General features: G+C 64.3%; 18 protein-coding genes. 7 read left to right on the forward strand and 11 right to left on the reverse strand.

Going from position 1 to position 24156, the window contains the following annotated elements; genetic code table 11:
• Positions 1–1185: 1185 nt before the first annotated feature.
• Positions 1186–2118, reverse strand: coding sequence for a rhamnan synthesis F family protein (locus tag ASF51_RS00010; protein ID WP_235497086.1), 933 nt, complete (start codon positions 2116–2118; stop codon positions 1186–1188).
• 96 nt (positions 2119–2214) lie between these two features.
• Here ASF51_RS00010 and ASF51_RS00015 point away from each other — a divergent pair, with 96 nt between their 5' ends.
• The 6 genes from ASF51_RS00015 (at position 2215) to ASF51_RS00040 (ending at position 10792) form a co-directional block, all read left to right on the forward strand.
• A complete protein-coding gene (locus tag ASF51_RS00015) occupies positions 2215–3267 on the forward strand; it encodes a glycosyltransferase family 2 protein (protein ID WP_055923453.1) in 1053 nt (350 codons plus the stop codon).
• 98 nt (positions 3268–3365) lie between these two features.
• Entirely contained in the window at positions 3366–5225 is a 1860-nt protein-coding gene (locus ASF51_RS00020; protein WP_055923455.1) for a rhamnan synthesis F family protein, read from the forward strand.
• Positions 5226–5261: 36 nt separating this feature from the next.
• Positions 5262–7175, forward strand: a complete 1914-nt coding sequence (locus ASF51_RS00025) for a rhamnan synthesis F family protein (RefSeq protein ID WP_055923459.1) — start codon at positions 5262–5264, stop codon at positions 7173–7175.
• A 19-nt stretch (positions 7176–7194) separates the two neighbouring features.
• On the forward strand, positions 7195–8421 hold the full coding sequence (locus tag ASF51_RS00030; protein WP_055923461.1) for an acyltransferase: 1227 nt from the start codon (positions 7195–7197) through the stop codon (positions 8419–8421).
• Positions 8418–9629 carry a hypothetical protein gene (locus ASF51_RS00035; RefSeq protein ID WP_082479414.1) on the forward strand — a complete coding sequence of 404 codons (1212 nt, stop codon included), beginning with the start codon at positions 8418–8420 and terminating at the stop codon, positions 9627–9629. The genes ASF51_RS00030 and ASF51_RS00035 overlap by 4 nt, the downstream gene beginning before the upstream one ends.
• A gap of 98 nt (positions 9630–9727) precedes the next feature.
• Complete coding sequence (locus ASF51_RS00040) at positions 9728–10792, forward strand: NAD(P)-dependent oxidoreductase (RefSeq protein ID WP_055923468.1); 1065 nt, start codon at positions 9728–9730, stop codon at positions 10790–10792.
• A 47-nt stretch (positions 10793–10839) separates the two neighbouring features.
• Here ASF51_RS00040 and ASF51_RS00045 read toward each other — a convergent pair whose 3' ends face one another.
• The 10 genes from ASF51_RS00045 to ASF51_RS00090 all read right to left on the reverse strand — a co-directional run bounded on the left by ASF51_RS00045 (position 10840) and on the right by ASF51_RS00090 (position 22968).
• Positions 10840–12027 (reverse strand): ABC transporter ATP-binding protein, encoded by a 1188-nt coding sequence (locus ASF51_RS00045; protein ID WP_055923471.1) that lies wholly within the window; start codon positions 12025–12027, stop codon positions 10840–10842.
• A gap of 3 nt (positions 12028–12030) precedes the next feature.
• Complete coding sequence (locus tag ASF51_RS00050; protein ID WP_055923474.1) at positions 12031–12942, reverse strand: ABC transporter permease; 912 nt, start codon at positions 12940–12942, stop codon at positions 12031–12033.
• A 116-nt stretch (positions 12943–13058) separates the two neighbouring features.
• A complete protein-coding gene (locus ASF51_RS00055; protein ID WP_055923476.1) occupies positions 13059–13832 on the reverse strand; it encodes a hypothetical protein in 774 nt (257 codons plus the stop codon).
• A 12-nt stretch (positions 13833–13844) separates the two neighbouring features.
• Positions 13845–14720, reverse strand: a complete 876-nt coding sequence (locus ASF51_RS00060) for an NAD(P)-dependent oxidoreductase (protein WP_082479415.1) — start codon at positions 14718–14720, stop codon at positions 13845–13847.
• Positions 14717–16090: a polysaccharide biosynthesis protein gene (locus tag ASF51_RS00065; protein ID WP_055923483.1), complete on the reverse strand. Its 1374-nt coding sequence runs from the start codon at positions 16088–16090 to the stop codon at positions 14717–14719. The genes ASF51_RS00060 and ASF51_RS00065 overlap by 4 nt, the downstream gene beginning before the upstream one ends.
• 50 nt (positions 16091–16140) lie before the next feature.
• Positions 16141–18441: a cell wall-binding repeat-containing protein gene (locus ASF51_RS00070; RefSeq protein WP_055923486.1), complete on the reverse strand. Its 2301-nt coding sequence runs from the start codon at positions 18439–18441 to the stop codon at positions 16141–16143.
• A gap of 121 nt (positions 18442–18562) precedes the next feature.
• Positions 18563–19573 carry a glycosyltransferase family 2 protein gene (locus ASF51_RS00075; RefSeq protein ID WP_055923489.1) on the reverse strand — a complete coding sequence of 337 codons (1011 nt, stop codon included), beginning with the start codon at positions 19571–19573 and terminating at the stop codon, positions 18563–18565.
• Positions 19570–20496, reverse strand: coding sequence for an NAD-dependent epimerase/dehydratase family protein (locus ASF51_RS00080; protein WP_055923492.1), 927 nt, complete (start codon positions 20494–20496; stop codon positions 19570–19572). The genes ASF51_RS00075 and ASF51_RS00080 overlap by 4 nt, the downstream gene beginning before the upstream one ends.
• Positions 20489–21721 (reverse strand): glycosyl transferase, encoded by a 1233-nt coding sequence (locus ASF51_RS00085; protein ID WP_082479416.1) that lies wholly within the window; start codon positions 21719–21721, stop codon positions 20489–20491. Before ASF51_RS00085 ends, ASF51_RS00080 begins: the two co-directional genes overlap by 8 nt.
• A complete protein-coding gene (locus tag ASF51_RS00090) occupies positions 21718–22968 on the reverse strand; it encodes a glycosyltransferase family 1 protein (RefSeq protein ID WP_235497087.1) in 1251 nt (416 codons plus the stop codon). The genes ASF51_RS00085 and ASF51_RS00090 overlap by 4 nt, the downstream gene beginning before the upstream one ends.
• Before the next feature lie 97 nt (positions 22969–23065).
• On the opposite strand from ASF51_RS00090, the gene ASF51_RS00095 reads away from it, so the two are divergent.
• On the forward strand, positions 23066–24142 hold the full coding sequence (locus tag ASF51_RS00095; protein ID WP_055923501.1) for a glycosyltransferase family 2 protein: 1077 nt from the start codon (positions 23066–23068) through the stop codon (positions 24140–24142).
• Positions 24143–24156 lie beyond the last annotated feature (14 nt).

The following is a 24156-nucleotide window of genomic DNA, read 5'->3' on the forward strand; positions in this document are numbered from 1 at the left end:
TCACGACCAAGGGCAAATACATCACCTGCGTCACCTCCATGCCCCTCGCCGGCAACGCCGCACCCGGAACCGTACTCGGATGCACCACCCAGACCTACACACCCGTGGCTATCGCCCCGGTGGGAGCATACGAGAAGGCGACCGCCACGAACGGCACCCTCGCGCTCACCGGCTGGGCCGCCGACGCCACGTCACTGGCAGCATCCAACCAGGTCAAGATCGACGTCTACTACCCCAACGGGCAGGGCACCGTCGCCACCGTCACCGCTTCGGTGCCGCGCCCSGAGCTGAACGTCGCCGTGCCCGGCCTCGGAGTGAACCACGGCTACAGCTGGTCSATGCCGATCACGCAGAAGGGCAAGTACGTCACCTGCGTCACCTCCATGCCCCTGCCGGGAAACCCCGCACCCGGAACCGTGCTCGGCTGCACCACTCANCCACGCCCCGAACTCAACGTCGCCGTGCCCGGCCTCGGAGTGAACCACGGCTACAGCTGGTCCATGCCGATCACGCAGAAGGGCAAGTACGTCACCTGCGTCACCTCCATGCCCCTGCCGGGAAACCCCGCACCCGGAACCGTGCTCGGCTGCACCACTCAGACCTACACCCCGGTCTCGATCGCCCCGATCGGGGCATACGAGAAGGCCACCGCCACGAACGGCACCCTCGCCCTCAGCGGCTGGGCCGCCGACGCCACATCACTCTCGAGCTCCAACCAGGTCAAGATCGACGTCTATCTCCCCAACGGCACCAACACCACCATCAGCACCACCGCCTCGGTGCCACGCCCCGAACTCAACGTCGCCGTACCCGGCCTCGGAGTGAACCACGGCTACAGCTGGTCCATGCCCATCACGACCAAGGGCAAATACATCACCTGCGTCACCTCCATGCCCCTCGCCGGCAACGCCGCACCCGGAACCGTACTCGGATGCACCACCCAGACCTACACACCCGTGGCTATCGCCCCGGTGGGAGCATACGAGAAGGCGACCGATGCATTGATGACCTGCTCGACGNAACGTCGCCGTGCCCGGCCTCGGAGTGAACCACGGCTACAGCTGGTCCATGCCCATCACGACCAAGGGCAAATACATCACCTGCGTCACCTCCATGCCCCTCGCCGGCAACGCCGCACCCGGAACCGTACTCGGATGCACCACCCAGACCTACTGAGCGGGGGCGTCACGCCCAGTCGGCCGGGTCCTGCCCGTATCTGCTGAGCACGAGGCTGCGGGCTACGGCGGCGTCGGGGAAGACGTCGGGGTTGTCGAGGAGAATCCGCTTCACGAAGGGGAAGCCGGCCTCGAGCAGGCGTGACCCTCCGATCGTCGTCGGATTTCCCCCCTCGGGGACGATCTGCTCGTGAGCGAACCACGGACGGCTGACGAAGCCTTCCGTCGCGAGAAGACGACCGAGACCGATCTCGTATCGCACGACGATCGCATCCTTGTCGTCGAGGTCGCGAACGGTGCGCCAGAACGTCTGCACGGCCCGATTTCTCAGAACGCCCGTCTTGAACCCGAGAAGGAAACTCTGCAGGTGCGGCAGGTATTCGAGTGTGTCCGTCGCGCCCCAGACGTCGCAGGGCGAGGCCTCGAAGTCCGCGACAAGGGGGGCGAGGGAATCGAACGGACCCAGAAGACTGTCGTTCGCAAAGATCACGAACGGCTTGTCCACGAGCTCCGGCACAACCGCGAGCGCCGTGGCCCACGAGCCGAAGTCGTAGCCGATATTGGGCTTCGTGATCACGAAGGAAGGGCGATCCGCCGCGTGCGGCCACACCAGCGGCTCCGTGGCCTCGGAGGCCCTCACCAGCAGCACGCGATAGCCGTTCGACTCGAACTCCGCGACCAGCGTCGACAGCGAGCGGGAGACCCGCTGGTCGCCGCCATAGCTCGCGATCACGGCCACCCGGTCACCGCTGATGAGAGCTGCACGATCGCCGGATGTCGTCACCGCAGGGAGGATGGAATCGAGCGCCCGCAGGGGCCTCGACGGCGCACGGCGGTCTGCGACGAGCCTGCGTGCGAAGTGCTCGGCACGACGTATCGGAGCACCGAGTCTCCAGCGCAGGGTGCGGCGCCGTCGACGTGCGCTTTCGAGTTGATCTGACACGACACGCCTCCCGGATGCGGACCCCCAAGAGGATACCTCGATCGAAGCCGTGGTCTAGAGTCGGGGTCAGTCGCTTCTGACAAGAGAGAGTATGCATTGAACGCCAAAGTCGCCATTGTCACCAGGACCAAGAACCGCCCGGTCATGCTCACCCGGGCGTTGGACAGCATCACCGGGCAGAAATTCACGGACTTCGTTCTGGTCGTCGTCAACGATTCTGCAGAACGCGAACCGGTCGACCAGCTGATCGAGTCGCGTGGGCAGGCGCTCGAGGGGCGCGTGGTGGTCATCCACAACGATTCTCCGGCGGGCCGCTGGGGTGCCATGGACAACGCGATCGCTGCGGTGGAGTCGGACTACGTCATCCTTCACGACGACGACGACACCTGGCATCCGGAGTTCCTCGAGCAGACGGTGCGACACCTCGACACCACGCCGGATGACGCGGCGGTCGGCACCCGGACCGAGCTCATCTTCGAAGAGGTGCGACCGCACAAGATCGTCGAACTCCGCCGCCAGCTTCTCGCAACAGACCTCAACACGGTCTCTCTCCTCGAGATGCTCAAGCAGAACTACGTCCCTCCCATCGCGCTGCTGCTGCGCCGATCGGTCTTCGCGGAGATCGGCTCCTTCGACAACACCCTGCCGGTGCTGGCCGACTGGGACTTCACGCTCCGACTCGTCAGCCGATTCAGCGTCGGCTTCATCGATGGCAAGCCGCTCGCCTACTGGCACCACCGCGAAACCTCGATGGGCGACGAGGGCAACAGCGTCGTGGCCGATGCTCAGAACCACCAGCGCTACAACCTGAGGATCCGCGACAAGTTCCTGCGCGAAGGCCTGCAGAACGGCGACAATCTCGGACCGATGCTTCTCGCGGCAGAACTCTTCAGAGAGCTCGACACTCGCGCCACGCTGGCGCGGGCGGAACAGTCCCGCGTCTTCGACGAGACCAGGCGGCTCAGCGCGGACCACCTCGAGGTCGTCCACGCGAGCATCGTCACCGAGCTCTCCACCCTGCACCACGAGATCGCCGGCCTTCGTGCAGACGTCGCACGCATGATCAGCCTTCAGGAGACGCCGCCTGCGAAGCCCCGCTTCTCCGATCGTGCTGTGGGACGGATTCGTCGGGCGCTCGGACGTCGGTGAGAGCGTCGCCGCAGCGCTGAAGCCGACCGGAGGTGCCTCTCGGCACTGCCGGGTATTCTTACGGCGCATCACATTCTCAAGGAAAGCCACGGCCCAGCATGCGACGAATCATCTTCTACCTGTTCTTCGATCCTCAGGGCGTTGTCGACGACTACATCACCCACAAGCTGTCCCGTCTGAAGAAGCAGGGCGACTACGTGTTCGTCGTCTCGAACTCCTCGCTCGACCCGAACAACCGGGCGAAGCTCGAGGAGTTCGCGGACACGGTGTGGGAACGCGAGAACGTGGGCTTCGACGTCTGGGCCTACAAGGAGGCGATCGAGACCTTCGGTTACGACAAGCTCGCCGAGTTCGACGAGCTCATCCTGATGAACTACACCTTCTTCGGTCCGATCACGTCCTTCGATCCGCTCTTCGAAGAGATGGATGCGAAGACGGTGGATTTCTGGGGAATCACAGACCATGCCGAGGTCATCCCTCATCCGCGAACGGGCACGGGGCGGATGCCCCGGCACATCCAGTCGCACTGGATAGCCGTGCGTCCCTCGATGTTCCTCTCCGACGCGTTCCGCGACTACTGGAGCACCATGCCGGCGATCACGTCGTACGACGAGTCCATCGACCTGCACGAGGCACGCTTCACCCAGCATTTCACCGATCTCGGATTCAGCTCCGACGTGGCCTTCCCCGAACACAACTACGCTTCGCAGCATCCGATCTTCGATGACGCCGTGCAGATCCTCCGCGACGGCTGCCCCATCATCAAGCGTCGAATCTTCTTCCACGACCCGCTGTACCTCGATCGCAACGGCATCATCGGCAAGGACGTTCTCGACGTGATCGAGGAACGCGGCTACCCCACCGACCTGATCTTCTCCAATGTCGTCCGGTCGTCGAAGCCACGTGTGCTGAAAACCAACTTCTCACTGCTCGAGGTTCTGCCCGAGAACGATCTGGGCTACGACCCGACGCGTCCGCTCCGGGTGGCCGCCGTGGCTCACATCTTCTACGAGGAGATGGTCGACGAGATGGTCGATCGATTCGACACCCTCCCCGACGGCTTCGACCTCTTCATCACCACGTCATCCGAGGAGAAGAAGCGCTCGATCGAGGAGGCCCTCGGCAGGCGGGGAGTCAGCGGTGATGTCCGGGTCGCCGAGAGCAACGCGGGTCGCGATATCTCCGCATTCTTCATCGGTTGCCGCGACGTCATCGAGAGCGACGAGTACGACCTCATCGTCAAACTGCACTCGAAGAAGAGCCTGCAGAACACTCCGGGCGTCGCGAACCTGTTCAAGCGGCATCTCTACGAAAATCTCCTGTCGTCACCCGGCTACACGAAGAATGTCCTGAGCTTGTTCCAGCAGCACCCGACGCTGGGAATGGTCTTTCCGCCGATCATCCACATGGGAGTCCCCACGCTCGGACACGCCTGGTTCGGAAACAAGTGGCCCGCCCAGCAGGAGGCGGAGAGGCTCAGGTTCACGATCCCCTTCGACGACTCGACCCCGCTGTCGCCATACGGGAGCATGTTCATCGCCCGCCCGAAGACGTTGCGCGCCATTGCCGCCGCCGGTTACACGTACGACGACTTTCCGAACGAGGGCGGGTACTCCGATGGCTCTCTCGCGCACGTGCTCGAGCGTCTGATCAGCTACGGGGCGCTCAACGAGGGGTATCACATCCGAGAAGTGCTCACCACGCGCTTCGCCAGCATCTACTACTCGTTCCTCGAGTACAAGCTGCAGGCGATCGCGGAGCACTTCGATTCCGGATATCCCGCAGAACAGATCCATGAACTCGTGACGCCCAGGGCGGAGCCCACGACCCTCCAGTTCCTCAAGGCCCGCTTCACGAAGCGCTTCCCGAAGGCCAAGGTCGCTCTGCGCCCCGTCTACACCATCGCTCGGAAGTCGGCTCTACGCGCGCGCTCTGTCGTACGTCGCACCCGCGCCTGAGTCGACCCAGCCGATCGTCCTGTAGATTTGACCACCATGCGCCGCGTTGTCTTCTACCTCTTCTTCGATCACGACGGGCAGGTCGACGACTACGTGCTCCACGCGCTCGAGAACCTCCGATCTCACAGCGAGCACATCTTCGTGGTCTCGAACTCCGAGTTGGACGCACACAATCGTGCGCGCCTGGAGACCGTCGCAGACACCGTCTGGGTTCGGGAGAACGTCGGATTCGACGTCTGGGGCTACAAAGAGGCGATGGCGGAGTTCACCCAGGAGCGCCTGGTCGAGTACGACGAGATCATCTTGATGAACTACACCTTCTTCGGACCGGTGAAGTCGTTCGATCCGCTCTTCGAATCGATGGATGCGCAGCACGACCTGGATTTCTGGGGCGTGACGAATCACGGTGAAGTGGTTCCCCATCCCTTCAATGCCGATCTCGAGCGTATGCCCATGCATATCCAGTCGCACTGGATCGCTGTACGAAAGTCGCTCTTCGCATCCGACGACTTCGTGACGTACTGGGCGACGATGCCCATGATCACGTCCTACAACGAGTCGATCGACTACCACGAGTCGCGTTTCACGAAGCATTTCTCCGATCTCGGCTATACGTTCGACGTGGCGTATCCCGAGTCGGACTACCCGTCGATCCACCCGGTCTTCGACAACGCGACAATGATCCTCCGTGCGGGGTGTCCGATCGTCAAGCGGCGCACGTTCTTCCACGACCCGCTCTACCTCGACAGAAATGCGATTCTCGGGCGAGAGATAGACGAGATCCTGATTGCGAACGGCTATCCGACAGAGCTCGTCTACTCGAATCTCGCCCGCACGACGCAGGCACGTGTGCTCGCGACCAACCTCTCACTCGTCGAGATCCTGCCTGAAGAAGATCTCGGCTATGACGAGTCGAACCCGCTCAGAATCGCAGCGGTCGTGCATCTCTATTACGAGGACATGACCGATGAGATCCTCGACAGGCTCCAGATGCTGCCGGGATCGTTCGACCTCTACATCACGACGACCGACTTCTCCAAGAAGAGCATCATCGAGGCGACACTCGCGCGACGCTCGGTCGTCGGCGAGGTGCGGGTTGTCGAAAGCAACCGCGGCCGCGCGGAGTCCGCATTCTTCATCGGCTGTCGAGACGTCATCCAGAGCGATGCCTACGACCTGATCGTGAAGCTTCACTCCAAGCGGAGCCCGCAGGACGATTTCGCGAAGGCCGAGCTGTTCAAGCGGCACCTCCTGGAGAACCTGCTCGGCTCGCCCGGATACACGGCGAACGTCCTCCGATTGTTCCAGCAGCATCCGACGCTCGGCATGGTCTTCCCTCCGATCATCCATATGGCGTACCCCACCCTTGGACATGCCTGGTTCACGAACAGGGAGGCTGCGGCGGTCGAAGCGAAGAGACTCGGAATCACCGTGCCCTTCGACGAATCCACGCCTGTAGCCCCCTACGGCACGATGCTCATCGCCCGCCCGCAGGCGCTTCGCCGCATTGCAGACGGCGGTTACACCTACGACGATTTCCCCGACGACTCGAACTGGGGTGACAGCAATCTGCCCCACGTGCTCGAACGATTGATGGGGTACGCGGCACAACAGGACGGATTCCACATCCGTCAGACCCTCAACATCAAGTTCGCCTCGATCTACTACGCCTTCCTCGAGTACAAGCTCCAATCCGTCGCAGCGCTCATGCCTGCATACCCGGAGGAGCAGGTGGCGTTCCTTCGTGAGGTGCACAGGGAACGAGCGGCTGGTGTGTTCCCTCGTGCATTGACCGTGCATGACATCACCGAAGTTCCGACCCTCGCGATCCTGAAGTATCGTGTGATGCGTCGTAGTCCCAGGCTCGGCATCGTTCTCCGTCCCGGCTACCAACTCGCGCGTGGAGCACTCCGACGGCTCAGGCGAGCAGTCGTTTCGCGCAGACACTAGATTCGAGCAACAACCCGCCATGCCACTGACCCTCCAAGAGGCGTTCAACCCTCGAGCCAACAGCATCGGGTTCCTGCGTTGGCTCATGGCGTTCCTCGTGATCTTCTCTCATGCCGGTCCTCTCGGCGGTTTCTACGACAACCGTGACCTCGGGGCTGCGATCAGCACGGAACAATCCATCGGCGGCGTCGCCGTTTCGGGCTTCTTCTTCTTCTCGGGGTTCCTCATCACGAAGAGTCGAATGGGCCGCTCGACGATCTTCCGTTATTTCTGGCGTCGAGCCCTGCGCATCATGCCCGCGTTCTGGCTGGCGATGCTCGTGACGAGCCTCATTCTGGCGCCCATCGCATGGGTCAAGACCACCGGCAGCATCGCCGGGTTCTGGAACCCGCCGAGCGAATCGCCGCTCACCTACTTCGTCAACAACATGTGGCTGTTCATGGGACAGCACAACATCGCGGGAATGGGTGCTTCCACTCCCCTGGGAGCGATCGGCGGCTTCGATTGGAACGGATCGGCGTGGACGCTCTACTACGAGTTCCGTGCCTACATCCTCGTCGGGCTGATGGGACTGTTCGGGCTGCTCGCGCACAGGTTCCTCGCATCCGGCATCGCCGTCCTGATCATCGTGCTGAACAGCCTGCAGTGGTCCGGCGTTCCCGTCGGCGCGCAGAATGCCTTCCTCGCTAATCCTTACAACATGATGCTTCTCGCTCCCTTCGCGTTCGGCATGCTGTTCGCTCTCTGGGGCGACAAGATCCGGATCGACGACAGGATCGCGGTGTTCGCGCTCGCCGTGTCGATCTTCACGTATTCGGAGGGCGGCTGGAACGTCCTCGGACAGTACTGCTTCCTCTACGTGCTCATGTGGGTCGCGATCCGTGCCACGAAGCTGAACAATTGGGAACGTTTCGGAGACCTGTCGTACGGCATCTACATCTTCGCCTGGCCGGTGATGCAGTTCGGTGCGTACTTCCATCTCCAAGATCGTGGTTGGTTCGTCTACCACCTGACCGTCGTCGTCGCGGTTCATATCCTGGCGTTCTTCAGCTGGCACCTCATCGAGAAGCCCGCCATGTCGCTCAAGAACTGGACGCCGAGGCCTCTCGAGGCTGCAATCGATCGCGGCCGGCCCTTCGTCGATTCGCTCAAGCGTCGCGTCGTGAGCAAGCGGTTCTCCTCCTCGAACTTCGCCGCCAAGCTACGCCGCGAATCCGCTGTTCAGAGTGGGGCGGGCACAGAATGAGCGACAAAGGCGTTCGACCGCTCCCGGTGGAGGCGGCCCGAGGGCGCAGCGGTCTGCTGGTGTGGTACCGCTACATTCCGCTCGTGCTCCTTCTGATCGCTGTCGTGGTGATGGCCGGCGTGGGCATCACCACGAAGGCGAAGTCGACACCAGCGGTGCCCGCCGCGGTGGCCGAGCAGGTCGCACCCGCCGGCCTTCCCGAGGTCTGCTCGCCCGGTGTCGATCAGGGGCTCGTCGCAGAGCCCTGGCTCGACCCGGCCCTGCTCGATTCGTCGGAAGCACAATTCCAGACGGCGACGCAGAACGCAGACCCGGTCTATGTGACGGGCAGAGACGGCTGGGCATTCTGGAACGACGGACAGGTCAACGACCTGTCCCAGTCGCTGGGACGCGTCAGCCTCGATCCCGCCGGAGTAGACGCGTGGGCCACCTACTTCTCGACCCTGCAGACCATCGCCGCCGACAGCGGCAGCTCCTTCTACGTGGTCATCGCGCCCGCGAAATGGGATGTCTATCCGCAACAACTGGCTGACTGGGCCCAGCCCCTCCGAGGCACGGTCTCGTTCGACAAGCTTCGTGCAGCCCACCCTGAGCTTCCCCTCATCGACACACGAACGGCCCTCAGGGAGGCGTCCGAGTCGACGAATACCTACACCCCGCTCAACAGCCACTGGAACGGATACGGTGCGTACGTCGCCTGGGATCAGATCACCCAGTGCCTCGCGACGAACGAGGCCGCCCTCGCCGGCATCTCGGCACCCGAGATCTCGGGGATCTCGGGCGGCCCCGACCACAATGAGTACGCGGCCCAAGGGCTGGTTGCTGCCGGTGCTGATGACTGGAAGACGCCGGACTACGAGCACCTGCCGACGACCGTGACCTCGCTCGAGAGCGGCACCACGATCGCAGACGTCCCCGACAACATCGTCGACCTCACGCTGCTGCCCGTCAGAACCCACACCGATGGAGCCCAGAGCGACAAGGGACTTCTGGTCATCAGCGATTCGACGTCGACGTCGTTGTCACCGTTGATGTCGCAGAGCTTCGCCGACACGGTGATGTACCAGCACAACGTCGGAGTTCCCGCGCGCGATGTCGACTTCCGCCGGATCGTCAGTCAGCACCCGTCCGACGTGACTCTCTTCGTGATGACGGAACGCTACCTCGGGTTTCCTCCGCCGATCATTCCCGGCGCTCCTGCGGTTTGAGACCTTCGAATCGGCACGTAGTACCCTTGTTCCGGCCCCACACCAAGAACCTGGCGTAGGCGGTCGCAACCACACGTCGTTCTAGGAGTTCTGATCTCATGACCACAACCGTTCTCGTCACGGGAGGTGCCGGCTTCATCGGCTGTGCGCTGTCGAAGCAATTGCCCGATCACTTCGACCGAGTGGTGGCGTTCGACAATCTCCACCCGCAGATCCACCCGACGGCAACGCGTCCGGCCGACCTCGACGAGAGAGTCGAGTTCATCAAGGGCGACGTGACCGTCGCCGAGGATTGGGATCGGCTGCTGGCCGATGTCCGGCCGAACGTCGTCATCCACCTCGCCGCCGAGACGGGAACCGGCCAGTCGCTGACCGAGGCCACACGGCACGCGAAGGTCAACGTCGTCGGCACGACGGAACTGCTCGACGCCCTGGTCCGCCACGACGCCCTGCCCGAGAAGATCGTGCTGAGCTCCTCCCGCGCCGTCTACGGCGAGGGCGCCTGGGTCGACGCCGACGGAGTCGTGAGCTACCCCGGCCAGCGGTCCGACGCCATGTTGGAATCCGGCCAGTGGGACTTCCCCGGACTCACGGTTCTCCCGTTCGAGTCGTCGAAGGTCTCCCCCAACCCCACCAGCGTCTACGGCTCGACGAAGCTGGCGCAGGAGAACATCCTCCGGGCGTGGTGCCTGGCGCTCAACGTGACACCTGTTCTCTTCAGGCTGCAGAACGTCTACGGGCCGGGCCAGTCGCTCAGCAACCCCTACACCGGAATCGTGTCGTTCTTCGCGCAGAAGGCCAAGGCCCTCGAGGTGATTCCCGTCTACGAAGACGGCGAGATCATTCGTGACTTCGTCTACATCGACGACGTCGCGAACGCCCTCGTGCAGGGCGTGCTGCATTCGGGCGCGAACGAGCATGCCTACGACATCGGGTCGGGTGAAGGCACGAGCATCCTTCGCATCGCGGGTCTGATCGCCGACTACTACGGCGCCCCCGCACCCCAGATCAACGGCAAGTACCGCAACGGCGACGTGCGAGCGGCAAGCTCCGAGATCGGTGCATCCGAGGCCGCCCTGTCGTGGAAGCCCGAGGTCATGGTCGCCGACGGCGTCGTGCGGCTCTGCAAGTGGATCGACGCCGGAGCACCGGCCCTCGTATAGAACGGTCCGGGATGCTGCCATCACGGCGGCATCCCGGCTGTCGCGGCTCAGCCGACGACGATCTCGGTCTCTGCGTGAACGGTACCTACCGCCAGGCTGTAGTACGGCACATTGAATGACAGCACCTGCACGAGGTCGTGCATGTGCACTCCCGACGTGTCCATCAGGGATGCGCTGATGAAGTACTTACCACTGCCGAAGTTCGAGTTCTTCAAGACGAACGTGACCGTCTGAGCCTCTCGAAGGGGACTGAGCTTGATTCCCGCGCGCTTGGTGGTCGATCCGTAGACGACCTGCCCGGAGACGCTGTCGATCTGCAGTGCCGCCATCCAGTTGGGCATGCCCGTGTCGTGCTCGAAGGTCATGGCGACCTCGATGTCGTCTCCGGGTTCTACGGCCGCGCCCTGCTCCCGCCCGACGACGGTCATCGTGACATCGAGAATACGACCCTGGTTGATGGGCTCGTCGGCGTGAGCCGCTACCTCTTCGAGGCGCCTGTCTTCGAGGATGTCCCGGAACGTGGCCGTGGCCTTCTGCGGCTCCCCGTCGAAGACGACAGAACCCGCCTTGAGCAGCACGGCACGATCGCAGAGCTCGTTGACCTGCCCGAGCGAATGGGTCACGAGGATGATCGTGCGGCCCTCTGCCTGGAACGAACGGATCTTGTCGAGGCATTTGCGCTGGAAGGCCTCGTCTCCGACGGCGAGCACCTCGTCGACGAGCAGGAGGTCGGGATCGACGTGGATGGCGACGGAGAACGCCAGTCGCACGTACATGCCGCTCGAGTAGAACTTGACCTGTGTGTCGATGAAGTTCGCGATGCCGGAGAACTCGACGATGTCGTCGAAGTAGAAGTCGGTCTGCTTGCGGCTGAGGCCGAGGATAGAGGCATTCAGGTAGACGTTCTCACGGCCCGTCAGGTCGGGATGGAAACCGGCACCGAGCTCGAGCAGGGCCGCGAGGCGTCCGCGCCGCAGGACCGAACCGGAGGTCGGCTCGATGATGCCTCCGATGGCCTTGAGCAGCGTGCTCTTGCCTGAGCCGTTCGACCCGATGAGGCCGATGGTGCTGCCCGACTCGATCTCGAGGCTGATGTCCCGGAGCGCCCAGAAGTCTTCTCTGAACTTCGCGGAGCGGCCCGCGTTGACGATGCGCTCCTTGAGGCTCTTCTCCTTGCGGATGACGAACCGCTTCGAGACGTTCGACAGCTGGACGACGGGTACTGACTTCACCATGTTCTAGAGCTCCTGAGCGAAGTTGCCCTGCAACCTCGAGAAAACGCGCTGCGCACCGAACAGAAGAGCCACTCCGACGACGCCGGCGATCAGCAGGCGAAGCGCGAGCAGTGGCAGCGGTTCCGCATCGCTGGTCGGGGCCCAGAAGGCCTCCTGGAAGCCGATCACCGCGAGGGTCACCGGGTTGTTGAGATAGATCTCGGCCAGCCACGGGGGCATGCGGTCTGTGGCGAACGACCAGTGGTACAGGATCGGCGTGCCCCACATGAACAGCATCAGAACGACCTCCACGAGGTACTGCACGTCGCGCAGGTAGACATTCAGCGCAGACAGCAGGATGCCGATGGCCGTCGCGTAGATGAGAACCACCGCGAAACCACCGAGACCGTAGAGAAGATGAGGCCCGAAGGTGAGGGTGCCGAACACCGCCGCGGCGATGAGGAGAATAACGAACTGGATGAGGAAGTTGAAGATGGCGGAGCCGACCGCAGACAGGGGGAAGATCTCGCGGGGCAGGTAGACCTTCTTGACCAGGCCCGAGTTCGCGATGATCGACGACGTGGCGCCTCCGACCACCTCGCTGAAGAGGAGGTAGATCGTGAGACCGGCGAAGAGATAGATGGCGAAGTTCTCGACGTTGCGCGCCGCTCCGAGGAACTCCCCGACCACGATCGCGTAGATGAGCAGCTGCGTGAGCGGTTTGATGAGGCTCCAGAAGAAGCCGAGGGTGCTGTCTTTGTAGCGGGCCTTCAACTCGCGGCGGGTCAGGAGACCGAGCAGCTCGCGGTGCCGCCAGATGTCGACCAGCTGCGATGTGGTGCGTCCGATTCCGACGCCCGGAGATCCTGCACCCTCCCAGGGGAGGGAGTCGAGACGTTCTATGCGCTGTGCAGGGGACTCTTGAATGCCAGCCATCTTGTTGCGGCCTCCAAGCCAATAAGTGCGTCAGCCCGGTGAGTAGGCCGCTTTAGAGGATACAACAGTCGAATGAGTGCACCGTCGAAGGCGCGGGCACGACCATTCGCGCCGATTCAGGCCCGCAGAGAGGCGTAGAAATCAGGCTTGAGGCTCGCCTGGCTGTAGAACTGATTCGTCTCATCCATCACGAAATCGATGTCGACGTCGAGCTTGGCCAGCGTGTAGCCGTGTCGGGTGGCGAAGTAACTCAGCCAGATGTCGTCGAGCATCCAGTATTTCTCGGGAATCGTCGTGAAGAACGTCTTGTCGGCGAAGATCCGCGACGAACAGATCATGCCGCCCGGCCCGATGTGGTCGACATGCTCACCGGGCTTCGCCTTCTGTCGTTCCCAGTAGGAGTCTCCGACGGTCCAGGCCCACCATGCGGAGATGGTGTCGGGCCGGTAGGCGGCGATCGCCTTCGAGACGAAGGTCGGCGCGATGTCCTGGTCGTCGTCGATGACGATGATGGGTTCACCGTCGGCAGAGAGCTTGCGCGCCCAGTAGAAGCGGGCGATCGAGCCGAGGTTGTACGGCGTCTTGACGAGATCGACCGTCTTCAGCGCGCCCTTCGCGGTGAACTCTGCGATGGCCCGGCGATACACCTCATGCTCGCTCTTGTTGTTGTTCCAGAGGTACAGCCGGATGCCGGCGGCGAAGTCCTGCGAATCGAGAAGCTCGAGGATGTCGGTTATACGCGAAGACCTGTTCCACAGGCAGATGAGGACTCGCGCCTCGCCTCCTGCGACCGGGGCGAACTCCGTGGATTCGGAACGGAACCTGCCTGCCAGCAGTCGCCTCTTGATGACTCGCTTGACAAGGGTCTCCAGTGGCTGTCTTCCGATCACCCCCACAGCCTATTACGTCACCGCACCCGACGATCGAGGATCGAATCCGAGCAGCCGACGCGCACGGCCGATGTCTGCGACGCTCGAGCTCGGCCGCCCGGGCGTCGCCGAATAGTAGACCGGAGAGACGCGCGCCAGGTTCTGCACCAGTTGACGGGAGGTCAGTCCGATGCCCGATCCGATATTGACCGTGGCATGCGGCATGCCGAGGTCGACCGCCAACGAGAGCACGATCGCGTCAACGACGTCGTCGACGTGAACGTAGTCCCGCACGAACTCGTCCATCGCACGGAGCTCGACAGGACGGTCGGGCGTGGACTGCCGCAGACGCTCGACGAGCGACGCATCGAACCCTGGCCCGAACACGTTGAAGATGCGGAGCGCAACGGAGGTGAGAGACGCATCGGATTCCCGGGCAGTAAGAGCCAGGACGTCTTCCGCGCGCAGCTTCTGCCGCCCGTAGGTGCTCGAAGGAGCGGTCACGGCGGACTCCGGAACGGGGCCGGAGAACCCGTCGCCGTAGACCGCAGCGGTCGAGGCGAAGACGAAACGTGTCTGCCCACGGCTGGCGAGCGAACGGGCCAGAACGCCGGTGCCGTCGACATTGATGCGCGCCGCCATCTCGGGATCCTCGTCGCAGCGAGCCCCGACGGAGGCCCCGAGATGCACGATCGCGTCTGGCTTCGCATCGTCGACCATCCGCCGCACGAGATCGGCGTCGGCGAGATCGACGCGCGGTAGCACGCCACCCCCGGACTCAGTCGTGCCGCCGACTGCCACCACGTCGTACTCGGGCTTCAGCCGAAGCGCTGCGACGAGGCGGCGGCCGAGACGGCCGCTCGCGCCGGTCACCAGCACCCGGGTAGGCGTGGGGCGCCCGGCGGTCATTGGATGGCGAAGCCCAGTGACCGCAGTCGCTCCACCGTCTCGATCGAGTCGATCGAGTACGATCGCGTCGCTGCGAGGAGCTCGCCGACCTTGTTCATGAAGTCCGCGGTATCGAACTCCTGGGCATCCCTCACGACGAAGATCTTGCTGTTCGGTGTGGCCGCCACCTTGTCCGGCTCGTAGCTGAGTTCCTCGAACATCTTCTCCCCCGGCCGCAGTCCCACGAACTCCACGGAGAGGGTGGGGTCGACGGCGTGGATGAGACTGGTCGCGAGGTCGAGGATCTTCACCGGCTCCCCCATGTCGAGCACGAAGATGTCGCTGGCTTCTCCCACGATCGCCGACTGGATGACGAGGTGGCTCGCCTCGTCGATGGTCATGAAGAAGCGCGTGATGTCGGGATGCGTGACCGTGAGCGGCTGTCGTTTCGCGATCTGGGAACGGAAGGTCTGCATGACGCTGCCGTTGCTCTGGATCACGTTGCCGAACCGCACCGCGTTGAAGGCCGTCTCAGGATGGTCTGCGGCGATGGCCTGCATCATCATCTCGCCGATCCTCTTGGTCGACCCCATGACGTTCACCGGATTGACTGCCTTGTCGGTGGAGACGTAGATGAAGTTCTCGACCGCGAACCGAGTGGCCAGCTGCATGAGGTTGAGCGTGCCCCAGACGTTGTTGTTGACCGCCTCGATGGGGTTCGCCTGCATCAGCGGAACATGCTTGTACGCGGCCGCATGGAAGACGACCTGTGGGCGGTATCGCTCGAAGAGCTGGGTGAGAAGAAGGTCGTTCTTGATATCGGCGATGTGATATTCGATGCCGGATGCGGCACTGCCCAGCTCTTCGCTGAGGAAGAAGATCCCGTTCTCCCACCAGTCGACGCAGACGACGACCTCTGCCCCCATGCCGGCGAGCTGCTTCACGAGACGGGATCCGATCGAGCCGGCGGCGCCCGTGACGAGCACCCGTTTGCCTCGAACGAACGCCTGCGCCGACAGCACATCGTGTTTGACCGGCTTTCGACCGACGAGGTCGAGCACGTCGACATCGGTCAGGTCGTTGATGTCGACGGTCTCCCTGGTCAGGATCTCGTGCGTGCGGGGAATGATCGCGATGTCGACCCGACTGACGTCGACGGAATTGATGAAGTCGCGCACGGTCGTCGCGTCCACCGAAGGGATGGCGAAGTAGGCGAGGTCGACGTCGTGCCGTGCCACCACCTCGTTGACATCTGCCAGGGTGCCCAGCACGTCAGGGCCGGAGACCAGGTCGTCGAGAAATCCCACGACGGTGCCGCCTCGCTGGGTGATATCGGCGGCCAGCGCCTTGCCGGCTGTGCCGTGGCCAACGATCAGTATTCGACTATCCATCCCCACGACCCTAGTTCACGTGCGGCCACACGGCTGGCCTATACGCGCTCTCAGCAGCCGGTCAGCGATTCCACGTTCGCAGAGAGCGTGGCGGTGCCACCGAGCAGCGTGACCGAGGTCGTTCCCATCTTGGCGATGTCGGACAGCACGTCGACGGGAACACAGTCCTGGCGCACCATGTAGACAGGGGCGCCCTGCTTTCCCGCCAGGGCAGCGCCCGCGAGGGCGTCGGGGAAGTTCAGACCGGTGGCGAGATAGACCGTCGGTACAGGGGCGGTCTTGAAGGCGTCGCGGTTGATGTTGACCGATGCCTCGAACCGGTCGGCGCCGCTGAGTCGGACGACGTCGCCCACCTCACCGGAGAGTCCGGCTTCGATGCCGGGCGACACCGATGCCGGGCCCCCGGCGATGCGCACGGACGACACACCGAGGTCGTTGATGAGCGCCATCGTGTCGGAGTCCACCGAGGAGGCGGCCCCGTTCACGAGAATCACCGGCGAACCGGACTTGCCGCCGGCCGCACTGGCCGAGAGGGCGTCGGGAAAGTTGGCTCCGGTCGAGACGTAGGCCATGGAGGCCGTGGTGAACGCGTACTCCACCAGTGCCCGCGACACGACATACCGGTCGGCACCGTCGACACGGTGGATCGAGTCCGACGCGAGAGTACGCAGCTGCTCGAAGACGGCGGGAGAGACGGAGTTCGGCCCGCCGACCACAACGATCTTCGTCGGCTGGAGTCGCTGGATCTCGTCACGGACCACGTCGGGGAGGTCTCCGGGCCGAGTCAACAGCAGCGGCCCGCCCTCTTTCACCGCAGCCGGCGCCGCGCTGAGCGCATCCGGGTAGTTCGCACCTGTCGCGACGTAGACGACGCCGGCCTGACCGGCAAACGCCCTCTGCGAGATCGCCACGGCGACGTCGTAGCGATCCGCGCCGGCGATCCGATCGACCGCGGGCGCCGCGACGACCGTGAACGAGCCGGTGACGGTCGCCGACTCGGAATAGGTGTTCCATGTGGCGCGTGCGGTGTAGCTGTGCGAACCCAACGAGAGCGACCCCATGGGAAGCTGCCACCGGCCGTCGGACCCGACGGACACGGTGCGGGTGGGCACGGTGTCGCCACTGATCTCGATCTTGATCCTGTTGGTCGCGTTCGCCTTGGCCAACGTGCCCCGCAGGCTGCCGCCCTGGCTGACATTCTGCCCGTTCGACGGGTTCGTCACGACGGGCGTCGCGACGGTCACCAGCGGCTCCCAGCCCGGCTGGTTCGAGTTGACGCTCGTCTTCTTCGCGCTGGAGACCATGGGGAAGTACGAGGAGAAGTAGTCGGAACTGCCGCACGGGGTGACGGACGTGTCCGGGCCGGCAGACGTCAGCCCCACGGCGGTCGTACCGGAAACGGCGGCACCGCCGCTGTCGCCGTGGTCGGCGCAGGTGTCCGCGATGATCGAATTGACGACCTTGCCCCCGACCGACAGATCGTAGTCGACGGCCAGAATCGTTCCGCAGCTCCATCCGGTGCGCTCGCCGGACTTGCACAGGCTCGCTCCCGTCACTGCGGCGCGGCTGTCGGTCAGCGATAGTGGAGCCGAGGCGAGGGCGGCGCCTTTCGCCCCGCCCCATGTCACGACCTGCGGCTTCAACGTCCATCCCGACTGAACGGTGACCAGACCCGAGTCGCTGCCGCCGCCGAAGCGGAACGAGGACGCGACCGGTGAGCCGACATCGGCTCCCTGACTCACACTCGCCCCGGCACTGCTCTGGTTCAGCACGAATGCCTGGCCGGAGATGGTCGTTCCGGGAGGATAGCAATGCCCGGCCGTGACGAATTGATTGGTAGAAGCGGCTCTGCCCACGAAGCCGACCGAGCATGCCGACCCCTGGCCGGAGGTGTCGAAGTAGCCCCAACCCTGGCCTCCATAGAGGTCGGCGAGGGGAACGGCGCCGGAGGTATCGATCGAGAGAGCCGGCGGATCGCCGAACGCGACCGTGGCTCCCGTCGCTTCGACGGCGGCTGCGGCCGTCGAATCGTCGGGGTCGACGTAGACCGTGAGTTCGGTGCCCTCCATCTGCGAGCCGCGGACGCCGTATCCGTCATCGGTGAGGTTCTCGACCACGTACGACGCGTCGGCAGCCGCATCGGCGTTCGCGAGGTACTCCTCGCCGCTCTCGCCGAGATCGCGGGCGACTGCATCGACGAGCCCGGGGTCGAGAGACGAGACGTCGGACGAGTAGGCCTCGGCGGGATACTCGCCCATCGTGGCCACCGGTGGAACGACCGGATCGGGGTCGACGGCCGCAGCAGGCGACAGACCCGCAGACAGGACGACGGCGCAGGCGAGAACCGCCACGCTGGAAGCAGAGAGAAAGCGACGCACAGAACGGCCCCTAATATTCACAGTGAATGGATCCCCTTGGCAGAATCATGGCGGCAGCCGCCGATAATTCCTAATCGGGTCTCACGAACACCCCTCAGTGCTCCGGATCGACCTTGCGGCTGTGCTCCAGGGACCCCGCTCGGATCGCTGCGTCGTCGCTCAGGTCGACAAGCGTCGCGGCTCTGTATGCGCGCCACTTCGCCCTGTGGAAGCGCGGATTCACGAGCAGCCAGCGCAGCGTACCCACCCGGGAGTAGTCGTCGCGCACGATGCGGATGCTGTCGGCGAGGATGCCTCGAACGGTCATGCGCAGCTGGGCGCGACGGCGCATGGGCGGGATCGGTTTGCCGATCTGGCGTAGCGCCACCGTCTCGTCGAACATGCGCTTGCCGTACTCGTCGAGCGTGAGGTCGTTGGAATGGATCACGGCTCCGCGGGGAGCATAGGCCTTCTTGTAGCCCGCCTCGATGATGTCCTGCCCGAACATCATGTCTTCTGAGTAGCGCACGTCTCGATAGGGAATCTCATTCCTCAGGAACGCGGTGCCCGTGGCCGAATTGACGTCGGAGTAGAAAGAGAGGGCATCGATGAGCCCTTGTTCTTTCGCCGTTCCGTCGTCGGAGAAGACCGTCGTTCCGAAGTCCGGCCCGAACCCGGCGAACACACCCTCGATCTCGTACTTGAGAAGGGGGAAGCAGCCCGGGCGGGGAATCTGCTTGCCCATGACCGCCTTGATGTCGGCGGCCGTGTCGCGCAGCGGCGCGAGCAGCTCGCGCAGCCAGCCGTCCGTTGCCGGGATCGCGTCGTGCGTGAGGTAGGCGATGAACTCGCCCCTCGCGAGGCGAGCCGCCAGGTTGCGCGTCTTGCCGTGCCCGAATTCGGAGTTCGGGATCTGGTGAAGCCGAACCGCGGGGTGCCTCGCGACGATGCCGAGGGTTCCGTCTGTCGATCCCGAGTCGATCACCAGGATGTCGACGTCGCCGTCGATGACCTGGCCCTCCACGGCGCTCAGGATCTGCTCGAGATACGTCTCGCCGTTGTAGGTGAGCACCGCGACGGTGGCCAGAACATCGGGCTCGACGTTCTCGGGCTGAGTGACGGTCATCGAGACTCCCCCGTCACGTGTCGCCAGGTATCGGCGATGCCGCGTTCGAGACTGACGAACTCGTCGTAGCCGAACTCCGACGTGAACCGACCCGTGTCGAGCACGACCCGATCGAGGAACGTCGAGGGAACAGGCTTCACCTCGATATCGGGTTCGATGCCCGTGACCCTGCGCGCCACGTCGAGCAGTTCGCTCACGCTCGTGCCGGTACCGCTGCCGATGTTGTAGACGCTCTCGTTCGAATCGCCGCCGACGGTGTCGCCGATCATGCGCACGGCATCCCGCACATAGAGGTAGTCACGCACCATCGAGCCGTCGCCGTAGACGATGAGCGGGAGCCCCCTCGCCATGCGGGACAGGAAGATGGGGATGACGCCCTGCTTCTTGTTCGCCCGTTGCCGAGGCCCGTAGGGATTCGAGATGCGGAAGGAGATCGAGTCGAGCCCGTACTTCTTGCCGAAGTACCGCAGGTACCCCTCGATCGCGAGCTTGCCGATCGCGTAGGGCGATACCGGCAGGGGCGACACGGTCTCAGAGAAGGATGTGCGGGGCTGGTCACCGTAGATCGCCCCGCCGGTCGAGGCGAAGAACAGTTTCTGTACACCCGCGTCGACGCAGTGCTGGAAGAGCTCGATGCTCGACGCGATGTTCGTTCGCACGTCGAGCGTCGGATCGTTCTCCGCGGTCACCGGAGTGGTGGTCGAGACGAAGTGGAAGACGAACTGCGCTCCGGCGACGGCCTCGGTCACGTCGGACTGATTCATGAAATCGCCCGCGATCTGCCTGACGCCGAGAGCCGAGTACGCGGCCTGCTGACTCGAGAACCGGTCGAAGGCCGTGACCTCGTGCCCGCGCGAGACGAGTTCGTCGACGAGGTGCGAGCCGAGGAACCCGTTGGCCCCGATGACCAGGCAGCTAGCCACGGACGGCGTCCTCGAAGAGCTTCACGAAGGTTGCGCCGGCGGCGTCCCAGTCGGCGCCCTGAACGCTCTCGGATGCGAGGCGTGCGTGCTCCGGCAGGTCGGCGCGATCGACGACCTCGATGAGGCGTCGGGCGAGCGCCTTGGGAGACGGGTCGGCGTACTCGATGAACGGGTTGTCACTGACGAGACGGTTGTTCTCGCCGTCGTTCACCACGGGGATGACCCCCGAGGCGAGCAGCTCGAGGGGCAGCAGCGACATGTTGGTGAGCGAGATCACGAGTCCGGCAGCGCACCGGTTGTACACGTCATTGAGCTCGTCGATGCGCAGGTCTTGAAGGTTCACATACGGGAAGGGGATCTTGTACGTGCTCACGTCCCAGCCGGCGAGGTTGATCACGTAGTCGGGCCGCTCGCGGGCGAAGTGCGCCAGCGCGAGGATGCCCAGCTCGAAGCCGCGTCGCTCGGTGACCGGCCTCGCGTAGAAGAAGATCTCTTTGCGGCGACCCTTGTTCGTGATGTTGTACAGCGACTTGTCGGCGCCGAAGTCGTAGTGCGCGGCGGTCATTCCGTACTCGGTCGAGAGCTTGTGCGAGAGGAACCCTCCGGCGGTGATGCCCTGGAAGCCGAAGCGGTAGGTGTTCTCGGCGAGCACCGAGGCCGAGCCCACCGGCGTGAAGTACGGCTCGAAGTCTTGAACGAAGTAGAAGCGGCGCGCGTTCGCCTGGTCGCGGAACGACGCGTAGGCAGTCTCCCACCCGGTGGCGAAGATGGCGTCGACGTCATCGCCCACGCTCTGGCCGGTGTGCGCCTCGATGCTCGCCTTCAGCTTCGGGTAGGAGGGCGACGACGCGAGCATGTCCTTGACGATCGCCACGGTGAAGGGATGCAGCGAGCTGTACAGATAGATCTTGACCGTGTGCCCGGCAGCCTCGAGGTAGCTCATGAACCGGAAGATGTTCTGGTGGCCGCCACTCGACTCGCCGGGAGGCGACATGATCCAGGCGACCGTGAGCTTGTCGCCCGTGACGACGCGAGGGGCGACGACGGCCGGATGCGGAATGCTCCAGTCGACCTCGCTGGCGTCTTCGGTCTTCACCAGCAGACGGATCGGCACGGAGTTCGGCATCGGCTTGATCGACCGCGATATGCCGCGCGCGACCCGGGCGAACAACGCCAGCGGCCCCTGTTCGCGCAGAACCTGCCAGACCCTCTTTAGTGAACTCACCGTGCCATGGTACTTGGCCCCTCGGCCATGGCCCGGTCGAAGGCCTCGATGAACATCACTCCCGGGTCGGCCCAGTCGATGCGCGCGACCGACTCCGCCATCTCGCGCGCGTGCTCCACCTGGCGGGCGTCATCCACGATCTCGATCATGCGGCGGGCCATCGCACCGGGTGACAGGGGCTGGTAGTCCATGTACGGGCTCTCGAAGATCTCGCGCGTGTTGGGCCCGTCGTTCACGACCGGCACGACTCCGCTCGACATGACCTCCATCGGCAGCAGCGACATGTTCGTGAGCGACAGGATGAGCCCGGCCGCGCAGCGGTTGTAGACCTCGTTGAGCTGCGAGATGTCGAGCGCGGTGTGGTTCACGTAGGGGAACGGCACCCAGTAGGGCGAGATGTCCCAGCCCACCATGTTGATCGTGATGTCGGGACGCAGGCGGTGCAGCTCGGTGAGCACGAGCCGCCCGAACTCGAAGGCGCGGCGCGATGTGGGCGGGCGGGCGTAGAAGAGCACCTCGCCCCGGCGCGACGTGTTCGTGAACGAGTAGTGCTGCTTGTCGACGGCGTAGTCGTAGTGGTCGCCGGGCATGCCGTAGTCGTCGGTGAGCTTCTTCGACAGCCACTTTCCCGCCGAGATACCGTGGAAGCCGAAGCGGTAGGTGTTCTCAGCCAGCACGTAGTCGCTGCCCGAGGCGTAGAACGCGGGCTCGAAGTCTTGCGTGAAGTAGAAGCGGCGGGCGTTCGACGGATGCCGGTGGGCCGGGTAGGCGGTCTCCCATCCGGTCGCGAAGATGGCCTGGGTGTCGGCATCCAGCCCGACGGCCTGGTCGTAGATGCGCAGCTCGCCGCGAAGGTCGGGATACGCGCTGGTCGTCTGCAGCATCAGACGGATCGCCGCGAGGTCGATCGGCTTCGACTCCGTCGTGTAGAAGTACACCGTCACCGAGTGGCCGGCCTTCTCGAGGAAGTCCATGAAGCGGAAGGCGTTCTGGTGTCCACCGCTCGTGCGGCCGGGAGGGGAGATGATCCACGCCGTCTTGACGTTCTCGGTGACAGGCTGCGGCGGGTCGGTCTCGAACAGGGCGGGCACCGTCCAGTCGACGGCGACGGCGTCGTCGGGGTGCACCAGCGACTCGCCGGGCTTGTTGGTGTTCAGATCGATGGCCAGTCGGTTGAAGACGCGCGATGCGGCTTGGCGCGGACCTTCCGACTTCAGCGACGTGACGGCGCGAGAGAACAGGCTCACGAGGGGCTCCTTCGACAGTGTTCTCGTGCTCGGCCCCGATCGGCGGCCGCGGAACAGCTAGTAGCCTAACCATGTGCCGATCGACCGAGGAGAAGCCATGCCGCACGACACGTTGCGGGCGACCGTCATCGTCGTGAACTTCAATGGCGGCGCCTTCGTGCTCGAGTGCATCGAGTCCCTCTCGCAGCAGAAGACGCCGGGCGTCGACGTCGAGGTGGTCGTCGTCGACAACGCCTCGACCGATGGATCGGACCGCCAGATCGCGCAGTTCTACCCGGATGTGCGCATCATCCGCAGCCCGAAGAACATCGGCTTCGCAGGCGGCGCCAACCTCGGAATCGCGAATTCTTCGGGCGACGTGATCGTGCTGATCAACAACGACGCCGTCGCCGCTCCGGGCTTCCTCTCGGCCATCGTGGCTCCTCTCGCCGACGACGGCAACGACCGCGTCGCCGCCGTGACCGCCCGCATTCTCCTGAGCGGGAGGTTCGTTCCCGCACCCGGCTCCCCGACGGCGTACGTCTCGGCATCCGGCCAGCGATGGGAACGCGTGGCGCGCAATGCGACCCCCGGCTCGGGCATCGCCCTGATCAACAGCACCGGAAACCAGGTATCGCGCTCGGGCAATGGGCGGGACCGCTCATGGCTCGACACCACCGACGACGAGAACAGCCCGGTCGAGGTGTTCGGATTCTCCGGCGGCGGTGCGGCCATTCGACGAGCGGCGCTGGACACAGTCGGTCTCTTCGATGAGCGGCTGTTCATGTACTACGAGGACACAGATCTCGCCTGGCGCCTGCGTCGGGCAGGCTGGAGCGTGCAGTACGCGCAGGGCGCCACCGTGTGGCACCGTCACGCCGCGTCGAGCGGCATCCGGTCGCCGTTCTTCCTGCGGCACAACGTGCGCAATCGCATCCTGGTCACCGCCCGCAACGGAACGCTGCGCATGCTCGTCTCGGCGGTCGCTCGCACGGGCGGCAGCCTTTTCAAGGCCGCCAGGCGGGCCGTCGCGAACAAGGGCGATTCGGATGCCCGTGTGCAGGTCAGGGCGACGGCCCTCGGCCTCGTGCAGGCGCTGGCGATGATTCCCGGCTACGTCTCGGACGGTCGCCTGCGCGACGCCGGTTCCCGACTTCCCCGCTCCTTCATCAAGGACTGGACGGTCGACGATTGACGTCGGAGACCCGC

The organism is Agreia sp. Leaf283, from assembly GCF_001422485.1.
Lineage (GTDB): Bacteria > Actinomycetota > Actinomycetes > Actinomycetales > Microbacteriaceae > Agreia.

Bases quoted from the DNA above. Each gene is read 5' to 3' on its own strand.
- ASF51_RS00065 (WP_055923483.1), bottom strand. From the start codon at position 16,090: ATGGATAGTCGAATACTGATCGTTGGCCACGGCACAGCCGGCAAGGCG.
- ASF51_RS00035 (WP_082479414.1), top strand. From the start codon at position 8,418: ATGAGCGACAAAGGCGTTCGACCGCTCCCGGTGGAGGCGGCCCGAGGG.
- ASF51_RS00075 (WP_055923489.1), bottom strand. From the start codon at position 19,573: ATGACCGTCACTCAGCCCGAGAACGTCGAGCCCGATGTTCTGGCCACC.
- ASF51_RS00040 (WP_055923468.1), top strand. From the start codon at position 9,728: ATGACCACAACCGTTCTCGTCACGGGAGGTGCCGGCTTCATCGGCTGT.
- ASF51_RS00025 (WP_055923459.1), top strand. From the start codon at position 5,262: ATGCGCCGCGTTGTCTTCTACCTCTTCTTCGATCACGACGGGCAGGTC.
- ASF51_RS00020 (WP_055923455.1), top strand. From the start codon at position 3,366: ATGCGACGAATCATCTTCTACCTGTTCTTCGATCCTCAGGGCGTTGTC.
- ASF51_RS00050 (WP_055923474.1), bottom strand. From the start codon at position 12,942: ATGGCTGGCATTCAAGAGTCCCCTGCACAGCGCATAGAACGTCTCGAC.
- ASF51_RS00060 (WP_082479415.1), bottom strand. From the start codon at position 14,720: ATGACCGCCGGGCGCCCCACGCCTACCCGGGTGCTGGTGACCGGCGCG.
- ASF51_RS00045 (WP_055923471.1), bottom strand. From the start codon at position 12,027: ATGGTGAAGTCAGTACCCGTCGTCCAGCTGTCGAACGTCTCGAAGCGG.
- ASF51_RS00095 (WP_055923501.1), top strand. From the start codon at position 23,066: ATGCCGCACGACACGTTGCGGGCGACCGTCATCGTCGTGAACTTCAAT.
- ASF51_RS00030 (WP_055923461.1), top strand. From the start codon at position 7,195: ATGCCACTGACCCTCCAAGAGGCGTTCAACCCTCGAGCCAACAGCATC.